The organism is Streptomyces malaysiensis subsp. samsunensis, assembly GCF_024519315.1.
Lineage (GTDB): Bacteria > Actinomycetota > Actinomycetes > Streptomycetales > Streptomycetaceae > Streptomyces > Streptomyces malaysiensis.
The window spans coordinates 258282-284017 of the sequence record NZ_JANIIC010000001.1; the positions used below are offsets into that span (position 1 = coordinate 258282).

Here is a 25736-nt window from a genome sequence, read left to right on the forward strand (position 1 = left end):
GGCGGCACCGGCCGACGAATCCTTTGTGTCGATTTGCCCACCATTACCCGAAGCGGGACGGCGATTCGGGCCCGACTCGCCGTAGAGGTCCCGGGCCGGTCAACGGGCCCCGAGCGAGCGGACCCGGCCGACCGTTGGCCATGAGCCGCCGGTCATGAGCCGCCAACCGCGAGCCGTCGGTCATGAGCCGCCGCGGCGACCCCGGGGCCGGGCCTCGGTCCTCCGGGCCGTCCGCGACGGTCTGCGCCGCCATCGCCGGATCCCCGCGCTCACGACGACCGCCACGGCACCGAGCAGCGCCGATCTCACCCGTCGCACACGAGTCATCATGCTCCCTTCACATCGCCGTAGCGGACCTAGGGATTCACCCCGAGTTACCCAGGACCAAAGGCCCATGCAGCCGACTCTTCGCGCATGGGCGAGCCCCTGAGCCGGGCCATCGGGAGCGCTGACGGCGGGGGTCGCGTCGCCCCGGCCGTCTTTGCCATCCCAGAAGGCATACATGGGAATCCCTTTACCATCCCATTCGTTCCACGCATGCCCCCCACGGAACAGAGAACGAACACAGTGACAGCGAAGGAGTGAACGCCGCGATGGTGTTCAAACGAGCGCTCGGCTCGCTCGGGGTCGGTGGGCCCATCGTGGACACGGTCCTCGACCGGGGGCCGGTGCGCCCCGGTGGCGAGGTGCGGGGGCAGGTGCGGCTGCGGGGCGGAGGCAGCGGCTGCGATATCGAGCACCTCGCACTGGAGCTGGTCGCCAAGGTCGAGACCGGGCCCGGCGGCGAGGAGCACGAGGGCGGTGTGGTCTTCGACCGCCTCCGGCTCAGCGGGGGGTTCCGGCTCGACGCGAGAGAGTACAGAGATATCCCGTTCACCATTCACATACCGTGGGAAACCCCGCTCACCGAGTTGTCCGGACAGCCGCTGGGCCCCTACCTGGGCGTCCGGGCCGAGCTCGCGGCGCGGGGCGCGAAGGACCACGGTGATCCGGAGCAGCTGATCGTACGCCCCCTGCCGGTCCAGGAAGCCGTGCTGGGGGCGCTGGGGCGGCTCGGCTTCGGCCCAATCGCCGCCGATCTGCGGCTCGGCCGTATCGCGGGCACCGGGCAGAAGCTCCCCTTCCATCAGGAGTTCGAGCTCACCCCCGCCCCGCGGTACATCCACGATATGAACGAGATCGCGCTGACCCTTCTGACCGGCCCCGACGGTATGGAGGTCGTTCTGGAGGCCGACAAGCGCGGCAGACTCTCCCCCAGGCCATCCACCCCTCACAAGCCCCTTCCCGGTGGGCCCGACGCCCCGGGCCGCCACACCGTGAGCCATGAGGGCCTCGAGCACCGCGACTGGACCGGGGAGGTCGACTCCTGGATCCAAGCGCTCATCCAGGCCCGCGGCGCCCGCACCGCCCCCACCGCCCGTGCCGGGGCGGTGGCCGCGGGCGTCGCGGGCGCTACGGCGGCCGGGGCCGTGGGCGGCGTGGTCGCGGCCGGACTCGGCGACGCGTTAGGAAACCTAGGGAGGTTAGGAAACTTAAGGAAGTTAGGGAACTTACAGCGCTTAGCGGGCTTACAGGGCTCGGAGTGCGCGAGGCCCGAGGAGGGGAACCAAGGGTGAGGCGCTGAGGCCCACGGACCCTCCCGCGGCCGGACCGTCCCGCGGCCCCCGGCACGCATACCAGAGCCACCAGAGCGGCCTTCCCGGCGTACGCACCAGGACACCCCTCCCGGCACGCGCCCCAGGGCGCCCCTTCCGGCGCGCACACCAGGGCGACCCCCGGCGCGCACACCGGCGAAGCCTTCCCTGTGCGCACACCGGTGAGCGACGGTTAGGAGCGACGCCCCACCGCGTCGGAGTCGTCCACCGTCTCCCGCGCCACGCCATCGCCCTCGACCGCCCCCGCCGGAGCGGGCCGGCGGCGCGCCGCGAGCCGGTCCGTGACCTGCCGGGCGATGGGCTCGGTCCAGCGGGCGGTGAGCGGCCCGAGGACGACCAGGATCAGGACGTACGCCGTGGCCAGCGGGCCGAGCGACGGTTCGATACCGGCGGTGACGGCGAGTCCCGCGATGACGATCGAGAACTCGCCCCGGGCCACCAGCGTGCCACCGGCCCGCCAACGGCCCCGGGTGGAGATCCCGGCCCGCCGCGCCGCCCAGTACCCGGTGGTGATCTTCGTACCTGCGGTGATGACGGCCAGCACCATGGCGGGCAGCAGCACCGGGGGAATGCTGGCCGGATCCGTGTGCAGACCGAAGAAGACGAAGAAGACCGCGGCGAACAGATCCCGCAGCGGGCTGAGCAGAATGTGGGTGCCCTCGGCGACCTCCCCGGAGAGGGCGATGCCCACCAGGAACGCGCCGACGGCCGCCGACACCTGGAGCTGCTGGGCGATCCCCGCCACCAGCAGCGTCAGCCCCAGCACCACCAGCAGCAGCTTCTCGGGGTCGTCGCTGGAGACGAAGCGGGAGATGAGCCGGCCGTAGCGGACGGCCAGGAACAGCACCAGACCGGCCACGCCGAGGGCGATGGCCAGGGTGACGGAGCCCGCCGCCAGGCCCGCACCGGCCAGCAGCGCGGTGACGATCGGCAGATAGACGGCCATCGCCAGGTCCTCGAGGACGAGGATGCTCAGGATCACCGGGGTTTCGCGGTTGCCGAGCCGGCCCAGATCGCCGAGGACCTTGGCGATGACACCGGATGAGGAGATCCAGGTCACACCGGCCAGCACCACGGCGGCCACCGGTCCCCACCCCAGCAGCAGGGCCATGACGGCGCCGGGCAGTGCGTTGAGCACCGCGTCGACGAGCCCGGCCGGGTACTGGGTCTTGAGATTGCTGACCAGGTCGCTGGCGCTGTACTCCAGGCCGAGCATGAGCAGCAGCAGGATGACGCCGATCTCGGCGCCGGTCGCGACGAACTCCTCGCTCGCCCCCAGCGGCAGCAGCCCGCCCTCGCCGAAGGCCAGTCCGGCCAGCAGATACAGCGGGATCGGGGAGAACTGGAACCGTCCGGCCAGTCGCCCCAGCAGCCCCAGCCCCAGGATGACCGCACCGAACTCGATCAGAAAGACGGCAGATGAATGCATGGGCTCACGCCCGTCCGAGTATCGCCGCGGCCGTATCCACGCCCTCGCGGGTGCCGATCACGATCAGCTCGTCCCCACCGGCCAGCCGGAAGTCGGGGGTCGGGGAGGGGATCGCCTCCGCTCTGCGCAGCACGGCCACGATCGAGGCGCCGGTCTCCGTCCGCATCCGCGTCTCGCCCAGCACCCGCCCGTTCCAGTACGACGTGGACGACAGCTCGATCCGCTCGGCCACCAGCCCGAGCTCGGTGGTGGACAGCAGGTTCGGGCTGTGATGACTCGGCATCAGAACCCCGACGAGCGCCTCCGCCTCCCCTGCCGTCAGCGTGGTGGACAGGGCGCACTCATCGGGGTCTTCCTTCCGGTACGCGCTGAGCGTGCGGTCGCCGTCGCGATGCGCGATGACCGAGAGCCGCCTGTTCTCTCGTGTTGTCAGGTCGTAGCGAACCCCGATGCCGGGCAATGGCGTACTGCTCATCCGCGGAGCGCCCACAATCATCCCTCTCGTCGCTTGATCCTCATGACACCCTAACGAATGGCAAAGAATTGGTAATGACGGCAGGTGTGCGAAGGTGCGGTGGGACGATGCCGACCGCATCGGGGTGGTCGACGAGGAGCATGTCATCGGTCGACGTGGAGGATGGTGCCCGGAGGAGGGTGGTGCCCATGATCGAGTGGAGGCGGCTCAGCACCGGTATCAGGCCGGTTCCCGATCCGGTCGCCACTCCCGTCGTCTGGGGCGGGGCCGGCTTCGGTGCGCTGGTCCTGGTGGCGACCCTGAACTTCCTCGGCGGCCACGGCCGCCCCGGGTTCGCCCTGGTCGGGCTCTCGCTGCTGGCCGCCCTGCTGGGTCTGTGCGCGCGTTTCGTCGCCGCGCCCGGTACGGCGGGGCTGTGCTGGCTGTTCCTCAACGGCTTCGCCATTCCACCCGCGGGCCAACTCTCCTGGGCGGGCGACCGCGACGCCCTCTGGCTCGCCTGCCTCCTGGCGGCGGCCGTCGCGGGCACCGCGCTCGCCCGCATCGTCAACGCCCGCGCGGGATACCGCCGCATCACCCCGTTCGGCCCACGGCCGGGCCCACCGGAGTCGTAGCGGCCAAGGCCACCGGAGTCCTGGCAGCCGGGCCCGCCGGAGTCGTAGGTCCCAGGGCCGTGCGAAGGCCCTGCGAACGGCCGATGACCCGGCCGCGGGCCCGTCCCTAGGCTTCGGGCGCGGCCCGGCGATCACGGCGCCGTCGCCGCGTTCCCCACGACGAAGGAGGCGCCCCCATGCCCGCCGACGGTCAGAGCCACATCCGTATCGCCCGCCCCTCGCGCGATCTCGCGGCGGCCGAGCGCTTCTGGTGTGCGGGGCTGGGGCTGAGCGTGGTGTACCGGGCCGAGGGCGGCGACCGGCCCGGGGAGCACGATCTGCTGATGGTGGGCTGGCCGGACGCCTCCTGGCATCTGGAGCTCGTCCACGAGGCGGCCCACCCCGTGGAGCCCCGGCCGACCGAGGAGGACCTCCTGGTGATCTACCTCGATGAGGCCGTCCCCGGGGAACTGGTGGCCCGCCTCACCCAGCACGGCGGCACCCGTGTCGCCTCCCCCAATCCGTACTGGAACGAATGGGGCGTCACCATCGAGGACCCCGACGGCTACCGCCTGGTGCTGTGCCGCCGCGACTGGTCGAATTCCTGAGGCGAAGGGGCCACTTCTTCCTGAGGCGAGGAAGCACTTCGCCAGGTGGTGCGCCCACTTCGCCCGGCGCCGGGCCCGCGTCGGCCAGATACCGGGGCCGTCGCGCTCGGCGGATCGGCGGAAGTCGGCCGCGGTTCGGAAGACGCTCGCCGCCACGGACGATCGACGGCAGGTCAGGGCGCTTCCAGCGGAGCGGTCAGCGCGGCATCGTCAGGACCGCCACCCCGTTGACGCGGTCGGCGGCGAGGTCGTCCAGCGCGGCGTCCGCCCGGTCGAACGGGTACGGGGTGACCGTGACGCCGATGCGGTGCTCGGCGGCCGCGGTGAGGAATTCGCGCCCGTCCTCGCGGGTGTTGGCGGTGACGCTGCGGACGGTGCGTTCGCGGAAGAGGTGACGCTCGTAGTCGAGGGACGGGATGGCGGAGAGGTAGATACCGGCGATGCTCAGCGTGCCGCCCGCGTCCAGGGCCTCCAGGGCGACCGGCACCAGATCGCCCACCGGGGCGAAGAGGATGGCGGCGTCGAGGGGCTCGGGCGGGCGGTCGTAGGCGTCGTTCGCGGAGGCGGCGCCCAGTTCCAGGGCGAGGGCCTGGGCGGCGGGCGAGCGGGTCAGGACATGGACGACGGCGCCCTGGGCGATGGCGACCTGGGCGGTGAGGTGCGCCGAGCCACCGAAGCCGTAGATGCCGAGCCGGCCGCCCGGCGGAAGGTCGGCCCGGCGCAGGGCGCGGTAGCCGATGATTCCGGCGCACAGCAGCGGGGCGAGCTCCTCGTCGGTGTATCCGGTGGGCAGCTCATAGGCGTAGTCCGCCGGTACGGTGACGTACTCGGCGTAGCCGCCGTCCGCGTCCCAGCCGGTGTACTCGGAGAACGGGCACAGATTCTCGTGGCCCCGGACGCAGTAGCGGCAGCGGCCGCAGGTGTGCCGCAGCCAGGGGACGCCGATCCGGACTCCGGCACCGGGGCGGCGCGCCCGCGAGCCCGCCGCGACGACCTCGCCGACCACCTCGTGACCGGGGACGACGGGGCTGCGGTGCGGAGGCAGATCGCCATCGCGGACATGCAGATCGGTGCGGCACACCCCGCAGGCCCGGACCCGGACCAGCAGCTCGTCATCCGCCGGTCGCGGCACCGGCAGCTCCACCCGCTCGATCCGGCCCGGGGCGGGGACCACCCAGGCCCGCATGGTCGCCGGGAGGTCGGCGCTCGCATCCGTCACACCGCCAACGTAACGCCGTGGGGGCCGGTGCGCCGTCCGGGCCCGCCTCCGGGCATGCGCCCGGTTCCCGCCCGTACGCACGCCGGCGGCGGAAGGCCGGACGGCCGACCGGAAGCCGCCCGGCCGCGGCCGGGCGGCGGTGACCCGGCGGCGACCAGGCAGTGGTCAGGCCGCGCGACGCTGGTCAGTCGGTGACCAGGGGGTGCTCAGGCAGTGGCGCCGTCCATCGCGGTGACCAGGCTCTTGGGCCGCATATCGGTCCAGTGCTCGTTGACGTAGTCCAGGCTCGCCTGGCGGTCGTCCTCGCCGTGGGCGACCGTCCAGCCCGCCGGGACCTCGGCGAAGGCCGGCCACAGGGAGTGCTGCCCCTCCTCGTTGACGAGCACCAGGTAGCGGCCGTCGGGGTTCTCGAAGGGGTTGCTCATCGCGTCTCTCCTCGCTCACGGTCGGCGTCTTACGGCTCGACCGTACCGAGCGAAGGGGGCCTCCGCGCCAGGGTGCCCGGAGTCCTGGCGGATACGCGTCGGCCGCTGTCCGACGCCGCCCGGCTCGGCGCCGAACCCGGCCCGGAAACCGTCCGGTTGCGGTCCGATGTCACCCATCGGCCGATCTTGGGGCCCGTGGAGGCGCGGGCGGTGCCGCACACCGAGCCGCCGGGCGCCCGGAGGGCGCTGAACGGACTGCCGGCATCCCGCCCGGCGGCGGGTGGCCACCGGGCGGGGACGGGCCCGGTTACGGCTGCTTCTGCTCCTCCAGCCAGCGGAAGAACGCGATCTGCCGGGACATGACGGTGACCAGCTCGTACGCGGTGTGCGAGGCGGCCACGGAGGTTATCTCCGCGTGGTCGTAGGCCGGGGCGACCTCGACCAGGTCGGCGGAGACCAGGTGGCAGTCGGCGAGCCCGCGCACGATCTCCAGCAGTTCCCGCGAGGTGAGGCCGCCCGCCTCGGGGGTGCCGGTGCCGGGGGCGTGCGAGGGGTCCAGGACGTCGATGTCCACCGAGATGTACAGCGGCCGCTTGCCGATCCGCTCCTTGAGCTGCTGCACCACCTCGTCGACCCCGCGCCGCATCACATCGGCCGAGGTGACGATCCCGAAGCCCAGCTTGGTGTCCTCATCCAGATCCTCCTTGCTGTACAGCGGGCCGCGGGTGCCGACGTGTGAGAGCGCCGAGGTGTCGAGAAGACCCTCCTCGGTCGCGCGGCGGAACGGCGTTCCGTGGGTGTACTCGGCGCCGAAGTGGGTGTCCCAGGTGTCCAGGTGCGCGTCGAAGTGCAGCAGTGCCACCGGGCCGTGCTTGCGGGCCACCGAGCGCAGGATCGGCAGCGCGATGGTGTGATCGCCGCCCAGCGTCATCAACTGCGCACCCGTGGACAGCAGCTCATCCGCACCCGCCTCGATGTTCTCGATGGCCTCGTCGATGTTGTGCGGGTTGGCGGTGATGTCACCGGCGTCCGCGACCTGAACGTAGTGGAACGGGTACGCGTCCTGCGCCGGGTTGTAGGGCCTCAGCTGGCGCGACGCCTCCCGGATGGCGTTCCCGCCGAAGCGGGCGCCCGGCCGGTAGGAGACACCGGCGTCGAAAGGCACCCCCACCACCGCGATATCGGCATGGCCGACCTGGTCCAGACGCGGGACGCGGCCGAAGGTCGCCGGGCCCGCGAAGCGCAGGGTGCGCCCGGTCTCCTCGGGCGGGACGGGCATGGCTGTGTCGCGGAGGTTCGCGGGCATGGTTGGTTCTGAGCCCTTCGCATGGGGGATGTAAGCGAAGCAGTGGAGTCTTCGTCAGCCATTGAAATCCCCCGATCGGGTGATTGCCCACCGCAACCACCCCCTAAAGGTAGACACGCCCCTATCGTGCAGCCGGTACACGGCGGCTCCAAGGCCCGGCTCCCCGTCCGTCCTGCCGGGTCGGCCGCCCCCGCCCGCACCACGTAGCCTGATCCCCATGGGCGACTCGCGGTCAGAGGTGTCAGAGGTGTCAGAGGTGGTGAACGAGCCCATCGACCCCGACACCGGACCGGCTCCGCCCGCCCGGCGCCACCCGTGGCGGGGGCAGGGTCCGGTGGTGGGCGTGGTGGCGGTGGGCGGCGCGCTCGGGGCGACGGCCCGGTACGGGGCGTCGCTGCTGTGGCCGACCCCGTCCGCCGCGTTCCCCTGGACAACGCTGCTGGTGAACGCGGTGGGCTGCGCGATCATCGGCGTCTTCCTGGTGCTGATCAGCGAGGTGTGGACGGCCCACCGGCTGGTGCGGCCCTTCTTCGGCACCGGTGTACTCGGCGGCTTCACCACCTTCTCGACGTATGCCGTGGACTGCGCCCGGCTGGTCCAGGACGACCGTATCGCGATCGCCTTCGCCTATCTGGCGGGGACGCTCGTGGCGGCGATGGCGGCAGTGTGGGCCGCGGTGGCGGCGACCCGGCGCGCCCTCGGGGCGTACGACGGCGGCCCCGCCGGAAGGGGAGTCCGGTGACCACCGGCGAACCCGCGCTGCGGCTGACCGTCTTCGTCGGGGAGAACGACACCTGGCACCGCAAACCGCTGGCCGCCGAGATCGTGCACCGCGCCCATCGCGCGGGGCTCGCGGGGGCGAGCGTGTTCCGCGGCGTCGAGGGCTACGGCTCCTCGTCCCTGATCCACACCTCGCGGCTGCTGTCGCTCGGCGAGGATCTGCCCATGGCCATTGTGATGATCGATACGGAGGAGCGGGTGCGGTCCTTCCTGCCCGAGTTGGAGGAGATCGTGGGCGACGGCCTGGTGGTGGTCGACCCGGTCGAGATCGTGCGCCCCCGGGGCCGGGCCCGGTGAACTGGCTGCTGGTGATCGCGGGCGGCATGGTCGGCGCCCCGCTGCGCTATCTCACCGACCGCGCGGTCCAGACCCGGCACGATTCGGTGTTCCCCTGGGGCACGTTCGTGGTCAATGTGACCGGCTGTCTGATCCTGGGGCTGCTGACCGGCGCGGCGCTGGAGGGCGCGGCGTCGACACGGCTCCAACTGCTCCTGGGCACCGGGCTGTGCGGGGCGCTGACCACGTACTCGACGTTCTCGTACGAGACGCTGCGGCTGACCGAGGAGGGTGCCCGGCTCTTCGCCGTCGCGAACGTGGTGCTGAGCCTGGTGGCCGGGGTGGGCGCGGCCTTCGAGGGCGGTGCGCTGGCCCACGCGGTCTGGGGCTGACGGCCGCGATCTGTGGCTGACGGCAGACCGGCGGCCTTACGGCCCGACGGCACGCCGGTGGCGGCCTTACGGCAGCAGCCGGGTCGTGGTCGGCGGCAGGCCGAACTCCCCGGCGGCGGCCGTCCGCAGATGCTCCAGCAGTACCCGGCGCAGCTCCCGCGCGGCCCGGGGCGGCGCGACGTCCTTACGGTGGGCGACGGCGATGGTCCGCCGCATGTCGTGGCCCGCGAACGGCGTGATCCGCAGCCCGGACCGAGCCGCCACCATCCCGGGCAGCACCGCGATGCCCAGCCCCGCCCGTACGAAGCCCAGCACCGCGTCCATCTCACCGCCCTCGACCGTGAAGGAGGGCTCGAACCCGGCCGCCCGACAGGCGGCGGTGGTGAATTCCCGCAGGTCGTATCCGCGCCGGAACATCACCATGGGACGGTCCCGCAGCTCCTCGACCTGGATCCGGCGGTGCCGGGTGGGCGGTGGCGAGGCGGGCGAGGAGGCCACCACCAGCTCCTCCCGCAGCAGTTCGGTGGCGGCGAGGGCGGGGGCCTGGCCGGGCAGCGGGGTGGTGATCAGCGCGAGGTCGAGTTCGCCCGCGGAGAGGGTGCGCACCAGGTCCTGGGAACCGCCCTCGTCCACGATGAGTTCGATGCCCGGGAACGCGTCGTGGAAACGGCGCAGCACATCGGGGACGAAGCTGGCGCACAGGCTCGGGGTGGCCCCCAGCCGCACCCGGCCGCGCCGCAGCTGGGCGACCTCCTGGACCTCGCGATGCGCGGTCTCGGTGTCGGCGAGGATCTGGCGGGCCAGGGGCAGCAGCGCCTCCCCCGCGTCGGTGAGCGCGATATTGCCGCGCGCCCGGTGGAAGAGATCGGCTCCCAGCTCCCGCTCCAGGGCCCGGATCTGCTGGGACAGCGAGGGCTGTGCGACATGCAGAAGCTCCGCGGCACGGGTGAAATGCCGGGTCTCGGCGACGGTGGCGAAATAACGCAGCTGCTGCAACTGCACGCCATCATGATAGGCGCCGGCTATGGAAGTCGGCCACGTCATCTCTGCGGCGCATCGACGGGCAAGCTGGAGTGTCGGGGGTGCCCCGGAGGGCGAAGAGCGCCACCCGGCGACCGGTCTTTCGACAAGGCTGCCGCCGCCGGGTGACGATGTGCGCCCTACGGGTGAGCGGCCAGCGCCAGCATCCCCGGCTTGCAGGATTCGAGCAGGGCGGCCGACTCCTCATCGGACAGCTCCTGCGCGGCGCCGCGCCGATCGCCGTCGAGAAGTGCCGTGGACGCGTCCACCCAGTCGCGGGGCGAGCCCACGCCGATGAATTCGGCGAGCCGGGTCAGCTCCTTCTCCGGCTCTTCCAGAAGGGTCTCGTACGACAGCGCGGTGCGCTGTGCCGCCGGGACGGCCTCCAGCCTCCGCAGGCCATCTTCGATCATCCTGGACCACAGGCCGCCGAACGCGGGGAGCGGGATGGGGCGGTCCATCACCAGGGCCGGGTCCCATTCGTCGCCCAGCAGCGGAGCGAGGTCGGGCGGCAGCTGAGCCGCGTGCTCCGGGGTCAGCTCGAACGGCGACTCCAGGCCGCAGCGGATGGCCATCTCCCACCCCAGCGGGAGCATCCGGAAGCTGATGTGCCGGCTCATGGAGACGGCACAGTCCGGGCCTTCGCGGTAGAGATGCACGAAGCGCGCCTCGGGGAAGGCGCGGTGCATATCCGTCACCCGGCCGAGGGACATACCGCTCCGCTCGACGACGGCCCCGGGATTGCCGAACCGTGCGGCGAGGGTGGCGAAGAACGCCGCCCAATGGTCCGCCGGACGGCGCGTGGGCCAGGAGGCGACCTCGGACTCCAATTCGTCGAAGACCGTGTCCGGGTCGTCGGTCAGGTGAGGCAGCGTCATGACGCTGACGGCGGGGATACCGGTGGTCCTGGCGTCGAACCGCCGCTTGGGCAGCCGGTGATAGAGGAACTCGGGGGGGATGGCCCCCTTCTTGATCAAGGAATTGGTGGCCGCGTTGGGCCGGGACAGATATCCCCAGAACTCCGGGCCGCTCAGCGGAGCCTCGGCCAGCGCTTTCGAATCGGGAATGCTGGCGAACAATTCATTGACGCTGAGAACATCCGGATGAAGATTGATGACTTGGGACAAAGCCGTCGAACCGCACCGGCCGGTGCCGACGACGAATGTCAACTTCTGATTGAGCACGCGCACTTTCCTCCCGTTTGATCGGACAACTAGTCGTTTCCCTAGTGGCCCATGACACACCACATCGCGTCGCGGCGATGTTAATAGACGCCTTGAAGCGACGCCCACCCGTCATCGAACAGGAGGAACGCACAAGGCAGGGCACCCGGGAGTGGACTCACCGCTCCAGAGTTTCCGACACTTTTGCGCAACTTTCACATCCAAGAGCGCCGTTGCCCTTGCCACACCTCGTCTGACCAGCGACGGAGCCTCGATCCGAGGGGCCACCAGGCTTCACAACTCGGCTACCACACCGTGACCTAAAAATCGAACAAAATCAGCTGTGGCCAGATGGTCATCTTTTCGCATCAACGGCACTGCTAGAGTGCACATCCACCCCATACCCGTGATCCAGGCTTGGTAAGCCCCAAGTCCCACCGGGCGGGGCCGAGAACACCCAACATGACACAGAGCAGCCATGCCGCCGCAGAGGGTGCGGTAACGGAGGGAATCGGGGGCACTGGAGCGGCAAGGTATTTGACTAGCGGGACGGTGCGTTAAGAGGTGCGCCATGCACGGTGATGTGCTTTCACCACCTCTGAACATCGCGTGAATTCGGGGAAGGTGTTTCGTACGTGTTGGTGGAGCGCGATCAGGAGATAGAGCGCCTCAATCGTCTCCTCTTCGAGGGCGCCCGGGAGGGAAGCCGACTCGCCGTCATCAGCGGTGCCGTGACGTCGGGAAAGACAGCACTTCTGCACACACTGACGGATGCCGCGGGCGCGCGGGGTACCCGGGCGCTGGCCGCGGTGGCCTCCACCTCGGAGCAGGCATTCCCGTACGCCGTACTCGACCAGCTCTATCAGGGCATGCCGGCACACCTCCGGCGCGCCCGGCCGCGGCCTGGTCTCCAGACGCCGCCGCATCCCCATGGCCCGGACCAAGTCGACCTCCCGGTCCTCCAGGAGTTCCACCGCGCACTCGACGAACTGACCGATGAATCCCCGCTGCTGATCGCGATCGACGACGTCCAGTTCGCCGATCTGCCGTCGCTGCGGTGTCTGGCGTATGTCATCCGCCGATGTCGCTCCGAGGCGCTGTCCGTCGTGGTGAGCCGCGGGTCGCTGACCGGGGCCACCGCCCCGGCGCTGGACGAGCTGCTGCACACGCCGAAGGTGTGCCATGTGCGGCTCGCCCCCCTTACCGTCGCGGGCGTCACCGCACTGCTGACCGAGGAATTGGGCGCCGAGGAGGCCGAGCGCCACGCCGCCGAGTTCCACGACATGACGGGCGGCAACCTCCTGCTGCTCCGTGGCCTCCTGGACGACCGGTTCTCCCGGCTCGCCCGGGGCCCCCGCCACACCACACCGGGCTCCCCGGTGGCCGGGGAGTTGTTCCGGCAGGCCGCACTGTCCTGCGTATACCGCGGCGGCCCGGCCCACCGCCGGGTGGCCCATGGCATCGCGCTGCTGGGTGACGCCACGTCCGTTCCCTTGCTGAGCAGGCTGATCGGGGCCGAGGAGCGGCTGGTACGGCGGTCCGTCGCGACGCTCACCGAAGTGGGGATCCTGCACGACGCGCACTTCCGCAGCGACGCGGTGCGCACCGCGCTGCTGGACGATCTGGAGACGGACGAGCTCGGCCCGCTGCACCACCGGGCCGCCCGGCTGCTGCACGAGGAGGGCGCCGACCCCGTCGACGTGGCCCGCCATCTGCTCAGCCACGAGGTGTCCGAGCCGGTCGAGGAGTGGATTCCGCAGGCACTGCGCGACGCCGCCCAGCACGCGATCGCCGCCGACCGCAGGGAACTGGCGATGAGCTGCCTGCAAATGGCCGACCGGTGCAGCACCGATGAACGCGAAGGGCTCGTCCTCCAGGCGACCATGGTGCAGGCCATGTGGCCGTTCAACCCGCTCACCCAGATGCGGCGGCTCCAGTCGCTGGCCGGTCCGGCCGGCAGCGGCCTGCTGCCGACGCCGCACGCCCTGCATGTGATCATCGGGCTGCTGGGGTTCGGACGGATGGGCGAGGCGGCCGCCGCCCTCGAACAGGTCAGCCGGGCCGCCGCCGAGAACCCGAGCGCCGAGCTCGACACAGGTCTGCGGAGCATCGGGCTGGCGCTCTCCTCCACCTACCCCGACCACCCCGAACTGCGGCCCTTCCAGCACCGGGGAGAGCTCATCGGCCCGTGGGACGACGATGCCCCGTCGCCGGACCGGGCTCCCGAGCCGCCGCTGCTCACCGCGCTCCGGGCGCTGCGCACCGTGCTGAGCCGGGGCGCCGACGGAGGCGCCGTACGGGCCGCCGAGCGGGTGCTGGAGACCGTCCAGTTCTCCGACCGGACGGTGCTGACGGCGCACGCCGCGCTCCAGACACTGGTGTACGCGGACCGCCACGCCATCGCCACCCTCTGGTGCGATCGGCTGATCGAGCGGACGTCGGAGCGCGGCGCGAAGGCGCTGCTGGCCTACTTCTGCGTGTTGCGGGCCCAGATCGCGCTGCGTACCGGACAGCTGCGGGACACCGTCCGGTACGCCGATCGGGCGCTGGAGGAGCTTCCGGCACGCGGCTGGGGAGTCGCGGTCGGCATGCCGCTCGGGATGCTGATCAACGCGCACACGGCGATGGGCAACCATGACACGGTGGCCGAACTCCTGGCCCGGCCGGTACCGGAGGGGGTGCACCGGAACCGCTTCGGGCTGCACCACCTCTACGCGCGGGCCCGGCATCAGCTGGCCACCGGCCGTCAGCACGCGGCCCTCACCGACTTCCGCGCGTGCGGCGAGAAGCTGGCCGCCTGGGGCATGGACTCGTCCGCCGCCCCGGCCTGGCGGCTCGGCGCCGCGGAGACCTGGCTGACCCTGAACAGCCATGAGCGGGCGGCGCGGCTGGCGGAGGAGCAGTTGGAGCTGGCCGGGGAGGCCCCCTCCCGCACCCGTGGCGCGGCCCTGCGCGTCCTGGCCGCCACCCGGCCGCCGGCCGAGCGGCCCGCCCTGCTCGAAGAGGCGGTGGAGGTGCTCCGGGCGAGCGGCGGCTGGTACGAGATGGCGCGGGCGCTGGCGGATCTCGCCGACACCCACAAGCAACTCGGCGATCCGGACAGCGGCCGGCTGATGACCCGCCGGGCCCTGTGGCTCGCGGACAGCTGCGGCGCCGAGGAGCTGTCCCGCTCGCTGCAGCGGACTCCGGGACGCTCCGCCCTGTCGGAGGCGGCCCGCGGCAGCGAGGACACCACGGCGTTCTCCGAACTGTCCGACGCCGAGAACCGGGTGGCTTCCCTCGCCGCCTCGGGCTACACCAACCGGGAGATCGCCGCCAAGCTCTACATCACCATCTCCACGGTGGAGCAGCACCTCACCCGGGTCTACCGGAAGATCAACATCAGCCAGCGCCGGGAGCTGCCCGCGAGCCTGGATTTCGATGTCGCCTACACCGCCTGATATCCACACCGCCTGGAATCCCCGCGATACCGCTCGGCCCCAAGAGGTTCACGCCATGACGTCCGCGACCGCGGCTGCCACGACGATGCTGGTGCCCGACTTTCCTTTCTCCTACGACAGGTGGCTGAGTCATCCGGCCGGGCTCGGCACCCTGCCGAGCGCGGTACACGGAACCGAAGTCGCGGTCATCGGCGGCGGAATGTCCGGACTCACCGCGGCATATGAGCTTCTGCGCCTGGGACTCCGTCCGGTTCTCTACGAAGCGGAGCAATTGGGCGGCCGGATGCGTTCCACGCCCTTTCCCGGGAATCCTGAATACACGGCGGAAATGGGCGCCATGCGCTTTCCCGTCGCCGCCCGTTCACTGTTCCACTACATCGGGCTGCTGGGCCTGCGCACCCGCCCCTTTCCCAATCCGCTGGCACCGGCCGCCCCGAGCACGCTGATCGACCTGGGCGGCGCCCAGGACCGGGCGCGCACCCCCGATGAACTCCCGGACGTCTACCAGGAGGTCGCCGACGCCTGGGACAAGGCGCTCCAGGAGCGGGCCGAGCTGGCCACGCTGCGGGACGCCATCCAGCGGCGGGACGTGACCACGCTCAAGACCGTGTGGAACCGGCTGGTCAGGGAGTTCGACGACCAGTCCTTCTACGGCTTCCTCGCCACCTCCCCCACCTTCCAGTCGTTCCGCCACCGGGAGATCTTCGGTCAGGTCGGCTTCGGCACCGGCGGCTGGGACACCGACTTCCCCAACTCGGTGCTGGAGATCCTGCGCGTGGTGGTCACCGAGGCCGACGACCATCAGGTGGGCATCGTCGGCGGCTCCTCACGGATACCGCGCGGGCTGTGGGAGCACGCGCCGGACACGCTCGCGCACTGGCCGCGGGGCACCACGCTGGCGTCGCTGCACGGCGGCCGGCCGGGACCCGCGGTGACCCGGCTGCGGCGGACGGCGGCCGGTATCCGGGTGGCGGACGAGAGGGGCGCGGAGCGCGAGTTCCCCGCGGTGGTCTTCACCCCGCATGTGTGGACGCTGCTGAACCGGATCGACTGCGACCCCGCACTGTTGTCCACACCCCTGTGGACGGCGGTCGAGCGCACCCACTACATGGGCGCGTCCAAGCTGTTCGTCCTGGTCGACCGGCCGTTCTGGCGGGACACCGACCCTGCGACCGGCCAGGACGCGATGAGCATGACGCTCACCGACCGGATGCCGCGCGGGATCTATCTGTTCGAAGACGGGCCGGACCGGCCCGGGGTGATGTGCCTGTCGTACACCTGGAACGACGACTCGCTGAAGTTCGCCACCCTCTCGGCCGAGGAGCGGCTGGAGCTGCTGCTGACCAAGCTGGCCACCATCTATCCGGACGTCGACATCCGCTCGCACATCATCTCGGGGCCGCTGACCGTCACCTGGGAGACCGAGCCCCGCTTCATGGGGGCCTTCAAGAACAATCTGCCCGGCCAGTACCGCTACCAGCGGCGGCTGTTCACCCAGTTCATGCAGGGCGGGATGGAGCCTGAGCAGCGCGGGCTCTTCCTGTGCGGGGACGATGTCTCCTGGACGGCGGGGTTCGCCGAGGGGGCGGTGACCACGGCGCTGAACGCGGTGTGGGGGGTGGTCAACCACCTGGGCGGCGCCACCCATCCGGACAATCCGGGCCCGGGGGACCTCTTCGACTCCCTTGCGCCGCTGGAGCTTCCTTACGGGTGACGGGCGCGGAAGAACACGTAAGCGGGGGGAGCCGGTGCGCGACACCGGCTCCCCCGCTTGACGTGGGCCTTAGACCGTGTCCTATGTGGTGAGGCGGACGAGTCGCTTGTAGCAGCAGATGGCTGCGGCAAGTCCGAGAAAGGCCAGGTAGTTGCGGGGATCGCGCTCGTAGCGGGGACTGAGCCTGCGGTAGCCGGACAGCCATGACATCGTCCGCTCGATCACCCGCCTGCGACGGCCCAGCCGTTCGCTGGACTCGATGCCTTTGCGGGCGATACGGACTCCGATGCGCTTGCCGCGTAACCATTTGCGCAGGTCGGGCCGGTCATAGGCGTTGTCCGCGTGCAGGCGCCGGGGCTCGAAGCAGCGGCCGCGGTCCGGGTCGTGTCTCGTTTGGTGACCCGCCACCATGGGCTTCAGCCCTTCGCTGTCGTGGGTGTTGCCGCCCGAGACGCCGACGACCAGGGGCAGTCCGTTCGCGTCCGACAGGATGTGCATCTTGGAACCCGGCTTGCCTCGGTCCACGGGCCTCGGGCCTGTGTGTTCGCCCCCTTTTTCGCCCTGACGTGGGCAGTATCGAGGACGACGCGGGTGACGTCGATGAGGCCGGCGTCGTCGAGCCGGTGCAGGACCGCTTCGTGGAGGCGGCCCCATACGCCGGCTCTGGACCAGATGAGGAACCGGCGATGGGCCGTGGACTTCGAGACGCCGAAGCAGGGCGGCAACGCCCGCCACGCACAGCCGCTGACCAGTACGTAGCATAGGACACGGTCTAAAGCCTCAGCCCTGGGCGAGCTGCTCCAGCCGGCGCTTGTCCGGCTTGCCGTTGCGGTTGAGCGGGAAGTTCTCCAGCACCTCGACCCGGTTGGGCTGCTCGTAGACCGGCAGCACCTCGCAGAGCCGCTCCCGCCAGTGCTTGGCGTCCCGCCCCTGGTCGTCCTCCACGAAGAAGACCAGCTGGGCGTCGCCGTTGCGGCGCTCGTCGGCGAGCGGCACGATCCGGGTGGAGATCTCGGCGAGCGCCGCCTTGCGCTCGATCAGCTCGGGGTAGAGCGTGTAGCCGGAGCGGTGCACCGCGAACTTCCGCCCGAGCACGAAGAGGTTGTCGTCGCCGTCGAGGTAGCCCAGGTCACCGGTGGACTGCCAGCCGGTGGGTATCTCGTCGATGGTGCCGTCCTCGGCGAGGTGGCCCTCCAGCGCGTCCGGGGTGTCGACCTCGATCTCACCGGCCTGACCGGGGCCGACCGGGACGCCGTCCTCGTCGATGACGCGCAGCTTGATGCCGTCCATGGCGCGGCCGCAGGAGACCGGGTTGTCCAGGGTGGCGAAGGCGATGTTGCCCAGCTCGGTGCTGCCGTAGCTGTCCAGCAGCGGCAGTCCGAACTCCGCCACATAACGCTCGGAGAGCGCGCCGTCCAGCGGCGCCGCGCCCGAGCAGAACATCCGGACCTGCTCCAGCTCGGCCCGCAGCGCGGCCTTGCGGCCGACCAGGTTGAGCATGGTGCGGTAGCTGGACGGGGTGGCGTCGATCACCGTGGCGCCGGTGCGGCCGGCCATCTGCACGGCCCGGTCCAGGCGCTTGTAGGGGGCGATCACCAGCGAGCAGCGGGTGAGCCAGGCGATGAGCACCATGGACAGCCCGTACTGGTGGGCGAAGGGCAGCAGCGGGAGGAGGACGTCGTCCTCCCGGTGGCCCACCTGGGCGGCGTTGCGCTCCAGGTTGGTCAGGAACTTGCGGCCGGACTTCACGGCGCCCTTGGGCTCGCCGGTGGAGCCGGAGGTCCACATGATCAGGCCGTCGGGGCGGTCGGCCCAGGCGTCGAAGGACAGCTCACGGGTGGTCAGCGGGCGGCCGGCGGCCGGGACGATCAGCTCGTAGAGGTTGACCGTACGGGCGTCACCGTGGATGGGCGCGTCGTCGTCGACGAAGGCGATCACGGCGCCGGTGCGCCGGATGATCCGCCGGGTCTCGTCCGGGTGCTCCTGCTGGTCGATCAGGACGATCGAGGCCCCCACGTGCATGAGCGCGAACAGCACACTGACGTAGGCGGCGGAGTTGCCCGCCTTGAGGACGACGCGGTCACCGTGGGCCACACCGTGCTCGCGGATCACATCGGCGACACGCAACGCGTCCAGCTCGAAGTCGGCCAGGGTCTGCACCGAGTCGAGCGCGTAGATCTTCGCGGTCATCGAACGTACTCTTTCCTTTTCACTCGGGAGTACGGGCAGCCCTGGGCTTGTCCCCCCTAGGCTCCCTTGTCTTCGGCGCCGGTCTCCCACTCGGCGTCGACGGGGACTTGCGAGAGCAGCTGGTCGTGCACCAGGTTCACGACCTCTCGCCGGCTCGAATCGAGGTAGCCGCGGGAGCCGGGAAACACCTCGAGGTCGAATCGTCCGCTCGTACGCCGCCGCCAGGCCCGTACGCCGCGCAGCGGGGTCTTGGGGTCGCCCTCGGCGGCGAGGGCGACGATCCGGCAGCCGAGCGCCGGGGGTCCCAGGGACATGCCCCAGTGCGCGGTCCGGCCGGATACGAACAGGGTCATCAGCGCCGCCCCGGTCTCCCGCTCCAGACGCTCGGCGACGCGGTACGCGAGGTCGGCGCCGACTCGGTGGCCGAAGAAGGCGAACGGTCGGTCCATCCACTCCCCCAGCGCACCGAAGATCCGGTCCGCGAGTTCGGGCGAGTCGGTCAGCCGGTCGTCGTCGCCCTCCTCGTATCCGGCGTACAGGGGGTACTGGATCGCCAGCACCTCCACGGTGGGCAGCAGCAGCTCGGACAGGGAGAGGTAGTACGCGGTGGAATGGGCGGACTCGGGGAAACAGATCAGCCGGAAACTGCTCGGAGTCTCCGTTTGCAATATCCGAATAAGGCCCACATCATCGGGCTTGATCTGGCTCAAGAAGTACATCCCCGCGATTTGCACTGAGGGGCCGGGCACGAGTGCACGGTGGGGCGCGTCGACCACGCATCCGAGATGCTGACCCCGTGAGGTTATGAGCCCTTCTCCTCAGCCACAACCCCTAGTAACCGCTATTCGAGGTACGCGTTATATGCGGGGTACCGCGCCCATCAGGGGTTGCCGCGAGCACCGATGGCACCCCCTCAACCCCCCTCACTAGCGCCATGACCCCCTACTCCCGCGCCGATTATGGGACCGGAGTCAAGCGGTTGTGTTAAAAATGGCGTAAGAATGTTCTCCTCAAGCCAATTAAATTCGGTGCGACGACAGCGATGAACAGAACACGTCCCATGGATTTCGCCGTCGTTGTCGACGGCTTGGTCAAGAAGTACCCCGGGCGCCCCGCCCCTGCGGTCGACAACCTCAGCTTCACCGTGAGACACGGTGAAGTCTTCGGCTTCCTCGGGCCCAACGGAGCCGGCAAGACCACCACCATCGGCATCCTGACCACCCGGGTCGCTCCCACCGGCGGACGCGCCTTCGTACAGGGGGTCGACGTGATAGCCAGGCCGGCGGTAGCCCGGCAGGCCTTCGCCGTCGTGCCGCAGCGGAACAACCTCGACCGGTCGCTGACGCTCCGTCAGAACCTCACCTTCCACGCCGGTTACCACGGGCTCTCCCGCGCGGAGCGGATGCGGCTGGCGAACGAGAGCCTGGAGTTCGTCGGCCTCGGCGACCACGCCAAGGCCCGTGCGGACCAGGTCTCCGGCGGTCAGGCGCAGCGCGTGATGATCGCGCGGGCGCTGATGCACCGCCCCCGGGTGCTATTCCTCGACGAGCCGGCCACCGGCCTGGACCCGCAGTCACAGATCTTCGTGCGGGACCGGGTGGCCGAACTGAAGGACCGTGGGGTAACGGTGGTGATCACCACCCACGATATGGACGAGGCATCCAAGCTGTGTGACCGGATCGGCATCGTCGACCACGGCAGACTACTCGCCCTGGACACCCCCGAGGCGCTGACCGGCAGGATGAGCAACACCGCCCTGACCGTCACCGTGCGTCCGCCGTACAGCGGAATGAACGGCGTGGTCCAGCTGGTGCAGGGGCTCGGGGTCGCGGACCGGGTCGAGGTGCTGGGGCACGGCGCCGGATCCGACGGCGACGACGCCTTCCGGATGAAGGTCTACAGCAACGCGGAGTCCTCCGTGCTGCTGCCCACCGTCATCAAGGCCCTGTCCGACAGCGACTGTGAAATCAAGGACCTGAATGTGAGCAAGGCGAGCCTGGAAGACGTCTTCGTCGAGCTGACAGGGAAGGAGATGCGATGAGCGCCTCCGCACGTCCCCCGTCCTCGACCGGCGGGCCCGCCGACGGCAAGGCCACCGAGGAGAAGCCCGCGTCCGGTGCGGCCCCGTCCGCGCCCCAGGGCGGCGAGCGCAAGCCCGTCGACCCCAGGGCCGCTGCCGACCCCCGGACCCCCGCCGCCCCCAGGCCGCAGGGGAACAAGTCCGAGGACCCGAGGACCGCCGAGATCAAGGCCGCCGAGGACGACGGGTTCGAGGACACCCGGACCATGCTCGTCCGGACCAGGGGGCCCGCCCCCCGGTCCGTCGCCGAGGCCCAGAAGGCCCCCGCGCTCCCGCCGGCCGGGCAGGAGCCCCGGCCGCATGAGCAGCACCCGCCCCAGCAGCCCTGGCAACACGACGCCCGGCCGCATCCGAGCACACAGGGCGATATCGGCGACACCCTGACGCTGATCATCAAGCCCCAGCCGGCCCCGTCGGCGTCCCAGGCCGCGCAGGACGCCAAGGCCGCGCTGAACGCCATCATCGCGGCGGCCGAGGCCCGTGCACCCCTTGTGGAGCCCGAGCCGGAACCCGAACTCGAACTGCCCGATGGGAAGCGCCGCGGCGGACGCCATCGCCGCCGGGCCAGCCGGTGGCGGACGTTCTTCTTCATCCTGTGGCGGGACATCTTCGTCACCGGCCGCGAGATCGCTCCCTTCCTGGGGCAGGTCATCGTGGAACCGTTCTTCATGCTGTTCGTCTTCGGCAAGGTGCTCGGCGAGATCGGCATGACCCAGCCCGGTTTCCAGCAGGTGCTGCTGCCCGGTGTGGTGGCGCTCAACAGCTTCCTGGTCTCTCTCCAGAACACCGCGTTGCCCCTGGCCATCGACTTCTCCTGGACCAAGGAGATCGAGGACCGATTGCTCGCGCCCATCCCGACCGCCCTGGTCGCGGTGGAGAAGGTGATCTTCGGCGCGATGCGCGGGGTGATCGGCGCCCTGGTCATGATCCCGATCGGTCTGGGGCTGCTGGACGGCGTCTCCTGGCCGCTCTCCAAGATGCCGGAGACGCTGGGCATCCTCGCCCTCGGCGGACTGGTCGGCGGTGCGGTCGGGCTCACCCTCGGCACCCTGGCACCGGCCCGCCACATCTCCATCGTCTTCGCCATGACGCTGACCCCGATCATGTTCACCGGGGCCACGCAGTTCCCGTGGCGGAGCCTGGACGGTGTCCGCTGGTTCCAGGTCCTGTGCACCTTCAACCCGCTGACCTACGTCACCGAGGCGATGCGCGGGCTGCTGCTGCCCTCCGGCCCCGGGATCCCGGAGTCGATCCCGCTGTGGATCTGCTTCTCCGCCATCGGGGCGGCCATCGTGATCTACGGGTTCATCGGCATCCGGGGCTTCAACAAGCGGGCGCAGGACTGAGCCACGGCAGGACCGAGAGTAAGGCACCCCGCCATGACGGCATCCGAGCAGACGAAGACAGCGATCGTGTTCCCGGGCATGGGCCCCTCCGGCTTCTCCGAGGTCGGCAGGTTCCTGACGCTCGACCCGTTCGCCCGGAAGCGGCTGGCCGAGGCCGACGACGCCCTCGGCTACTCGGTCTTCGACCGGCTCCGTGACTCCGAGGACGACTACTCCGAGGCCACCCAGATCGCCTTCCTGGTGAACTCGATGGCCTCGGCGGACCGTGCGGAGCAGGAGCACGGTCTGGTCCCGGATCTGTGCGTGGGCCCGAGTTTCGGGCAGAAGGCGGCGGCGGCCTACGTCGGTTCGCTGCCGTTCGCCGAGGTGGTGCGGCTCACCGCGGAGCTGGCCCGCTGCGAACTCGCGTACTTCACCGAGGAGTACCGGGACGCGGTCACCCACACCTTCGTCCGCACTCCGCAGGAGAAGCTGACGGAGATCCTCGCCGGACTCGGCGAGCGCGGTGAGTGGTACGACTACTCCGGCTATCTGGACGACGGCTTCTTCATGGTCTCGCTCCGGGAGAAGGAGCTCGACGGGTTCAAGAAGGCGATCAGCCAGGCCGGCGGCTACTCCATGTACACCATGGTCCCGGCGGTGCACGCACCCGCGTTCGCGGAGCTGCGGCGCCGGGCCGCCGAGGAGATCCTGCCGAAGTACGACATCCTCGACCCGAAGCTGCCCGTGGTCACCGACCAGGACGGCACCATCGTGACCACGGCCGACGCGCTGCGCACGATGCTGCTGGACACCTTCGACCTGCCGATCCACTGGCCGAAGGTCGTGGACACGCTGAAGGGCGCCGGGGTGTCGAAGATGTACATCACCGGACCGGACAACCTCTTCCACCGGCTGGACCGCACCAAGTCCAACTTCGAGGTGGTGACGGTGGGCCCCGGCAAGCGCTCGCGCCCCGCGCGCAAGCGCTGATGACGGCGTAACACGCAGCGCGGAGGAAACTCCGCCCAACGCCCCGCGACTCAACCGAGTTGACGGGGCGTCGGCGTGAGCGGGTTGCGAAGCGGGGGCCGGATACGCCGTGGTCACATGCCCGGCAGCGTCCGCCAGGGGCCTGGAGCACGGCCAGCGGGCGCCGCCTGCTCCACAGGCGCCTTTTAAAAGCGGCCTCGTTGCGCGCGCAACGCCTGCGAGAGCGCGTCAACGGTCACGTCCACTATGGCCAGGAGCTGTGCCGGGCTCGCCCCGGCTCTGCTCATGACAGCGAGGGACTGGTTCACGGCCGCCGCGTGTACGGCGAAGGTCTCGGCGTCCTGGTCGGTCATTCGGCCGGCCTTCAGCGCGGCGCGCAGGCGCAGGCGCTGGAAGCCGAGCGCCTGCCTGGCGTGCGCCGCGACGGCCGGGCTCAGCACTGGAATCGCCATGGCCGACTGGGCGATCAGGCATCCATCGGGCAGTTCGGGATCGGCGATGCGCTCGAGGGTGACGTCGAAGAACGCACGGACAGCCGCAAGGGGCTCGGAGGCCGCACACGATAGGGCGGCGTCGTACTTGTCCCCGTAGCGCGCGGCGTAGCGATCAAGGCAGCGCAGGAACAGCGTGTCCTTGTCGCCGAGCGAGGAGTAGATCGAGCTGCGGTTCAGGCCGGTTGCCCGGGACAAGTCGTCGACTGAGGTGTCGGCGTAGCCGGCGCGCCAGAACTGGATCATCGCGGCGTCGAGCGCCGTGTCCATGTCGAACTGCTTCTTGCCTGCCACGTGGCACTTCCTTGCCGGTGTGTCGGTGTTCCCTGCTGTCCATCACTCTATCTTGAACTGATCGGTCCAAGATGTGTTAGCCTTCGGGCTTGCCAACGTCGGCGGCCTGAGCCTCGGTGTCATCGCCGCGGGCCTGCCGGCCGTCGGGACCCGGATTTCGAGCACCACACCGGCCGCCCTCGTCATCTGCGTCCCCCTCGCGGGCCCGGCCCTCGGGCGAACCGCCGGACCGGCACGCCCCAACACCGATGGAGGACCCCATGACCGTCTCCGAAGGCAACCCCGTCCGCGACCTGCCCCTGCACGACCTGGCCGGATTCACCCACCGCTGGGTCGACGCAGACGGCGTCCACCTTCACGCCGTCGAAGGCGGCCGGCCGGCCGGCCCGGCTGTCGTCCTGCTCGCCGGGTTCCCGCAAACCTGGCGGGCCTGGCGAAAGGTCATGCCCAGCCTCGCCGGCCGGTTCCGCGTCATCGCGATCGACCTGCCGGGCCAGGGCCACTCCGAGCGCCCGGAGCGCGGCTACGACACCCACACGGTCGCCGCCCACGTCCACGCCACCGTAAAGGCACTCGGAGTGCCGGCCTACTGGCTGGCCGCCCACGACATCGGCGCCTGGGTGGCCTTCTCCCTCGCCCTCAATCACGAAAGCCAACTGCGCGGGGTCGCCCTGCTCGACGCCGGAATCCCCGGCATCACCCTCCCGCAGACGATTCCCACCGACCCGGCCCGCGCGTGGAAGACCTGGCATTTCGCGTTCCACCTCGTGCCCGACCTGCCCGAGACCCTGCTCGCCGGCCGCGAACGGGAGTACGTCGGCTGGTTCCTGAAGGTGAAGGCCCTCGCTCCCGGCACATTCGACGACGCCGACCTCGACCACTACGCAGCGGCCCTCGCCGCCGACGGCGGCCTCCGCGCCTCCCTCGCCTACTACCGAGACGCCGCCGAGTCGGCACGCAAGAACCACCAGGCGCTCAACCGGCAGCACCTGACCGTGCCCATCCTCGGAATATCCAGCAGCCACGGCTCCATCCCGGACATGGCGGCCTCCATCAGCCCATGGGCCGACAACACCACCGGAGTCATCGTGCCAGGTGCCGGGCACTTCATCCCCGATGAGCAGCCCGAAGCCGTCGCTGCCGCGATAGCCGACTTCATCGCCGGTGGCGACTGACGCCGCTCAGGCATGCCCGGCGGGCAGCTGGTCCGTGCGCGGCTTGTCGGTTCAGTCGCCGGAGTGGTCCGGGAGGAGTTGAGCCGCGAGCGATCGTGCGGTGGCGGTGAGTGTGGCCGTGTCCAGCCCGGTCCGGCTCATGAACACGAGCCCTTGTTGCGCGGCCAGGAGGGCCCGCGCCAGTGCGATCGGATCCGCTCCGGCCGGTAGGTCGCCCTCGCGTTGGGCGCGGGCGACGCAGTCACCGATCAGCGCGGTGGACGTCTCGTAGGTGCGGTGAGCGTGGTCGAGGACTTCCGGGTCGGCGTTACCGAGTTCGCAGGTGCTGTTGGCCATCAGACAGCCACGCCGCAGGCCGGCGCCGGTGGAGTCGTCGATCGGTGCCTCGAGGAGCATGCGCAGTGCGTCCAGGGCCCGTGGAGCCTCGGCCAGGGCTTCCCGAAGATGGCCATGGCTGTCGTCGGTGTAGCTGCGCAGCACCCGGAGGAAGAGCTGACGCTTGTCGCCGAACGCCGCATACAGGCTGCCTTTGCCCAGCCCGCTGACCCTCATCAGGTCTTCCAGCGAGGTTGCGGCGTAACCGGCGTCCCAGAACTGATCACGGACGGCGTTCAGCACCTGCTTCTCGTCAAACGATCGCGGACGTGCCATGCGAACAGGATACGGATTCTTGACCGCGCGGTCCACCATGTG

The 25736-nt window shown here is 70.4% G+C and carries 23 protein-coding genes and 1 pseudogene; 12 read left to right on the top strand and 12 right to left on the bottom strand.

All coding sequences use genetic code 11. The features are described 5' to 3' along the window. Positions 1–593: 593 nt before the first annotated feature. Positions 594–1616, top strand: a complete 1023-nt coding sequence (locus NQU54_RS01095) for a sporulation protein (protein WP_257629302.1) — start codon at positions 594–596, stop codon at positions 1614–1616. 211 nt (positions 1617–1827) lie between these two features. On the opposite strand, the gene NQU54_RS01100 is transcribed toward NQU54_RS01095, so the two are convergent. Together NQU54_RS01100 and NQU54_RS01105 are read right to left on the bottom strand one after the other, a co-directional pair. Continuing rightward, the gene (locus NQU54_RS01100; protein ID WP_257629303.1) at positions 1828–3084 is read right to left on the bottom strand and encodes a cation:proton antiporter; all 1257 of its coding nucleotides are present in this window, start codon (positions 3082–3084) and stop codon (positions 1828–1830) included. Positions 3085–3088: 4 nt separating this feature from the next. Beyond that, positions 3089–3559, bottom strand: a complete 471-nt coding sequence (locus NQU54_RS01105; RefSeq protein WP_257629304.1) for a cation:proton antiporter regulatory subunit — start codon at positions 3557–3559, stop codon at positions 3089–3091. Positions 3560–3747: 188 nt separating this feature from the next. Here NQU54_RS01105 and NQU54_RS01110 point away from each other — a divergent pair, with 188 nt between their 5' ends. Together NQU54_RS01110 and NQU54_RS01115 are read left to right on the top strand one after the other, a co-directional pair. Further along, positions 3748–4173, top strand: a complete 426-nt coding sequence (locus NQU54_RS01110) for a hypothetical protein (RefSeq protein ID WP_257629305.1) — start codon at positions 3748–3750, stop codon at positions 4171–4173. A 176-nt stretch (positions 4174–4349) separates the two neighbouring features. Continuing rightward, positions 4350–4760 carry a VOC family protein gene (locus NQU54_RS01115; protein ID WP_257629306.1) on the top strand — a complete coding sequence of 137 codons (411 nt, stop codon included), beginning with the start codon at positions 4350–4352 and terminating at the stop codon, positions 4758–4760. Positions 4761–4956: 196 nt separating this feature from the next. Here NQU54_RS01115 and NQU54_RS01120 read toward each other — a convergent pair whose 3' ends face one another. From NQU54_RS01120 to speB, 3 genes are all read right to left on the bottom strand, one after another. Then, on the bottom strand, positions 4957–5946 hold the full coding sequence (locus NQU54_RS01120) for a zinc-binding alcohol dehydrogenase family protein (RefSeq protein ID WP_257629347.1): 990 nt from the start codon (positions 5944–5946) through the stop codon (positions 4957–4959). Positions 5947–6185: 239 nt separating this feature from the next. Further along, on the bottom strand, positions 6186–6404 hold the full coding sequence (locus NQU54_RS01125; protein ID WP_257629307.1) for an MbtH family protein: 219 nt from the start codon (positions 6402–6404) through the stop codon (positions 6186–6188). A gap of 307 nt (positions 6405–6711) precedes the next feature. Continuing rightward, positions 6712–7710: an agmatinase gene (gene speB, locus NQU54_RS01130; protein ID WP_372505737.1), complete on the bottom strand. Its 999-nt coding sequence runs from the start codon at positions 7708–7710 to the stop codon at positions 6712–6714. A gap of 217 nt (positions 7711–7927) precedes the next feature. Here speB and crcB (NQU54_RS01135) point away from each other — a divergent pair, with 217 nt between their 5' ends. From crcB (NQU54_RS01135) to crcB (NQU54_RS01145), 3 genes are read left to right on the top strand one after another with little or no spacing between them, the layout of a single operon-like run. Next, on the top strand, positions 7928–8452 hold the full coding sequence (crcB, locus tag NQU54_RS01135; protein ID WP_257629308.1) for a fluoride efflux transporter CrcB: 525 nt from the start codon (positions 7928–7930) through the stop codon (positions 8450–8452). Then, on the top strand, positions 8449–8787 hold the full coding sequence (locus NQU54_RS01140; RefSeq protein WP_257629309.1) for a DUF190 domain-containing protein: 339 nt from the start codon (positions 8449–8451) through the stop codon (positions 8785–8787). Before crcB (NQU54_RS01135) ends, NQU54_RS01140 begins: the two co-directional genes overlap by 4 nt. Then, positions 8784–9158, top strand: a complete 375-nt coding sequence (gene crcB / locus NQU54_RS01145; protein ID WP_257629310.1) for a fluoride efflux transporter CrcB — start codon at positions 8784–8786, stop codon at positions 9156–9158. The genes NQU54_RS01140 and crcB (NQU54_RS01145) overlap by 4 nt, the downstream gene beginning before the upstream one ends. Positions 9159–9224: 66 nt before the next feature. Here crcB (NQU54_RS01145) and NQU54_RS01150 read toward each other — a convergent pair whose 3' ends face one another. After that, positions 9225–10160 (bottom strand): LysR family transcriptional regulator, encoded by a 936-nt coding sequence (locus NQU54_RS01150; protein ID WP_257629311.1) that lies wholly within the window; start codon positions 10158–10160, stop codon positions 9225–9227. A gap of 158 nt (positions 10161–10318) precedes the next feature. Next, complete coding sequence (locus tag NQU54_RS01155) at positions 10319–11422, bottom strand: sulfotransferase (RefSeq protein WP_308408458.1); 1104 nt, start codon at positions 11420–11422, stop codon at positions 10319–10321. A gap of 554 nt (positions 11423–11976) precedes the next feature. On the opposite strand from NQU54_RS01155, the gene NQU54_RS01160 reads away from it, so the two are divergent. Together NQU54_RS01160 and NQU54_RS01165 are read left to right on the top strand one after the other, a co-directional pair. Then, positions 11977–14781, top strand: coding sequence for an AAA family ATPase (locus NQU54_RS01160; protein ID WP_257629313.1), 2805 nt, complete (start codon positions 11977–11979; stop codon positions 14779–14781). 55 nt (positions 14782–14836) lie between these two features. Then, positions 14837–16495, top strand: coding sequence for a flavin monoamine oxidase family protein (locus NQU54_RS01165; RefSeq protein ID WP_257629314.1), 1659 nt, complete (start codon positions 14837–14839; stop codon positions 16493–16495). Positions 16496–16576: 81 nt separating this feature from the next. Here NQU54_RS01165 and NQU54_RS01170 read toward each other — a convergent pair. The 3 genes and pseudogenes from NQU54_RS01170 to NQU54_RS01180 all read right to left on the bottom strand — a co-directional run. After that, a pseudogene (locus tag NQU54_RS01170) lies at positions 16577–17256 on the bottom strand (IS5 family transposase); the annotation flags it as partial. A gap of 19 nt (positions 17257–17275) precedes the next feature. Continuing rightward, positions 17276–18685 (bottom strand): class I adenylate-forming enzyme family protein, encoded by a 1410-nt coding sequence (locus NQU54_RS01175; RefSeq protein WP_257629315.1) that lies wholly within the window; start codon positions 18683–18685, stop codon positions 17276–17278. A 56-nt stretch (positions 18686–18741) separates the two neighbouring features. After that, positions 18742–19404, bottom strand: a complete 663-nt coding sequence (locus NQU54_RS01180; RefSeq protein WP_257629349.1) for a thioesterase II family protein — start codon at positions 19402–19404, stop codon at positions 18742–18744. A 341-nt stretch (positions 19405–19745) separates the two neighbouring features. On the opposite strand from NQU54_RS01180, the gene NQU54_RS01185 reads away from it, so the two are divergent. The 3 genes from NQU54_RS01185 to NQU54_RS01195 are packed head-to-tail and all read left to right on the top strand — an operon-like array spanning position 19746 to position 23083. Then, complete coding sequence (locus NQU54_RS01185; RefSeq protein ID WP_257629316.1) at positions 19746–20726, top strand: ABC transporter ATP-binding protein; 981 nt, start codon at positions 19746–19748, stop codon at positions 20724–20726. Further along, on the top strand, positions 20723–22111 hold the full coding sequence (locus tag NQU54_RS01190) for an ABC transporter permease (protein ID WP_257629317.1): 1389 nt from the start codon (positions 20723–20725) through the stop codon (positions 22109–22111). Before NQU54_RS01185 ends, NQU54_RS01190 begins: the two co-directional genes overlap by 4 nt. Positions 22112–22144: 33 nt before the next feature. Further along, positions 22145–23083 (top strand): ACP S-malonyltransferase, encoded by a 939-nt coding sequence (locus tag NQU54_RS01195; RefSeq protein WP_257629318.1) that lies wholly within the window; start codon positions 22145–22147, stop codon positions 23081–23083. A gap of 185 nt (positions 23084–23268) precedes the next feature. Here the strand turns inward: NQU54_RS01195 and NQU54_RS01200 are convergent, their stop codons facing one another. After that, positions 23269–23868 (bottom strand): TetR/AcrR family transcriptional regulator, encoded by a 600-nt coding sequence (locus NQU54_RS01200; protein ID WP_257629319.1) that lies wholly within the window; start codon positions 23866–23868, stop codon positions 23269–23271. Positions 23869–24116: 248 nt separating this feature from the next. Here NQU54_RS01200 and NQU54_RS01205 point away from each other — a divergent pair, with 248 nt between their 5' ends. Continuing rightward, positions 24117–25043 carry an alpha/beta fold hydrolase gene (locus NQU54_RS01205; protein WP_372505738.1) on the top strand — a complete coding sequence of 309 codons (927 nt, stop codon included), beginning with the start codon at positions 24117–24119 and terminating at the stop codon, positions 25041–25043. 51 nt (positions 25044–25094) lie between these two features. Here NQU54_RS01205 and NQU54_RS01210 read toward each other — a convergent pair whose 3' ends face one another. After that, positions 25095–25694, bottom strand: a complete 600-nt coding sequence (locus tag NQU54_RS01210) for a TetR/AcrR family transcriptional regulator (protein ID WP_257629321.1) — start codon at positions 25692–25694, stop codon at positions 25095–25097. Positions 25695–25736 lie beyond the last annotated feature (42 nt).

What these genes read in the sequence shown, in the direction of transcription:
- NQU54_RS01120 (WP_257629347.1), bottom strand. Translation starts at nt 5,946, where the DNA reads ATGCGGGCCTGGGTGGTCCCCGCCCCGGGCCGGATCGAGCGGGTGGAG.
- NQU54_RS01205 (WP_372505738.1), top strand. Translation starts at nt 24,117, where the DNA reads ATGGAGGACCCCATGACCGTCTCCGAAGGCAACCCCGTCCGCGACCTG.
- NQU54_RS01195 (WP_257629318.1), top strand. Translation starts at nt 22,145, where the DNA reads ATGACGGCATCCGAGCAGACGAAGACAGCGATCGTGTTCCCGGGCATG.
- NQU54_RS01175 (WP_257629315.1), bottom strand. Translation starts at nt 18,685, where the DNA reads ATGACCGCGAAGATCTACGCGCTCGACTCGGTGCAGACCCTGGCCGAC.
- NQU54_RS01185 (WP_257629316.1), top strand. Translation starts at nt 19,746, where the DNA reads ATGGATTTCGCCGTCGTTGTCGACGGCTTGGTCAAGAAGTACCCCGGG.
- NQU54_RS01115 (WP_257629306.1), top strand. Translation starts at nt 4,350, where the DNA reads ATGCCCGCCGACGGTCAGAGCCACATCCGTATCGCCCGCCCCTCGCGC.
- NQU54_RS01125 (WP_257629307.1), bottom strand. Translation starts at nt 6,404, where the DNA reads ATGAGCAACCCCTTCGAGAACCCCGACGGCCGCTACCTGGTGCTCGTC.
- NQU54_RS01210 (WP_257629321.1), bottom strand. Translation starts at nt 25,694, where the DNA reads ATGGCACGTCCGCGATCGTTTGACGAGAAGCAGGTGCTGAACGCCGTC.
- NQU54_RS01095 (WP_257629302.1), top strand. Translation starts at nt 594, where the DNA reads ATGGTGTTCAAACGAGCGCTCGGCTCGCTCGGGGTCGGTGGGCCCATC.
- speB (WP_372505737.1), bottom strand. Translation starts at nt 7,710, where the DNA reads ATGCCCGCGAACCTCCGCGACACAGCCATGCCCGTCCCGCCCGAGGAG.
- NQU54_RS01190 (WP_257629317.1), top strand. Translation starts at nt 20,723, where the DNA reads ATGAGCGCCTCCGCACGTCCCCCGTCCTCGACCGGCGGGCCCGCCGAC.
- NQU54_RS01100 (WP_257629303.1), bottom strand. Translation starts at nt 3,084, where the DNA reads ATGCATTCATCTGCCGTCTTTCTGATCGAGTTCGGTGCGGTCATCCTG.
- NQU54_RS01105 (WP_257629304.1), bottom strand. Translation starts at nt 3,559, where the DNA reads ATGAGCAGTACGCCATTGCCCGGCATCGGGGTTCGCTACGACCTGACA.
- NQU54_RS01165 (WP_257629314.1), top strand. Translation starts at nt 14,837, where the DNA reads ATGACGTCCGCGACCGCGGCTGCCACGACGATGCTGGTGCCCGACTTT.
- NQU54_RS01110 (WP_257629305.1), top strand. Translation starts at nt 3,748, where the DNA reads ATGATCGAGTGGAGGCGGCTCAGCACCGGTATCAGGCCGGTTCCCGAT.
- crcB (WP_257629308.1), top strand. Translation starts at nt 7,928, where the DNA reads ATGGGCGACTCGCGGTCAGAGGTGTCAGAGGTGTCAGAGGTGGTGAAC.
- NQU54_RS01180 (WP_257629349.1), bottom strand. Translation starts at nt 19,404, where the DNA reads ATGTACTTCTTGAGCCAGATCAAGCCCGATGATGTGGGCCTTATTCGG.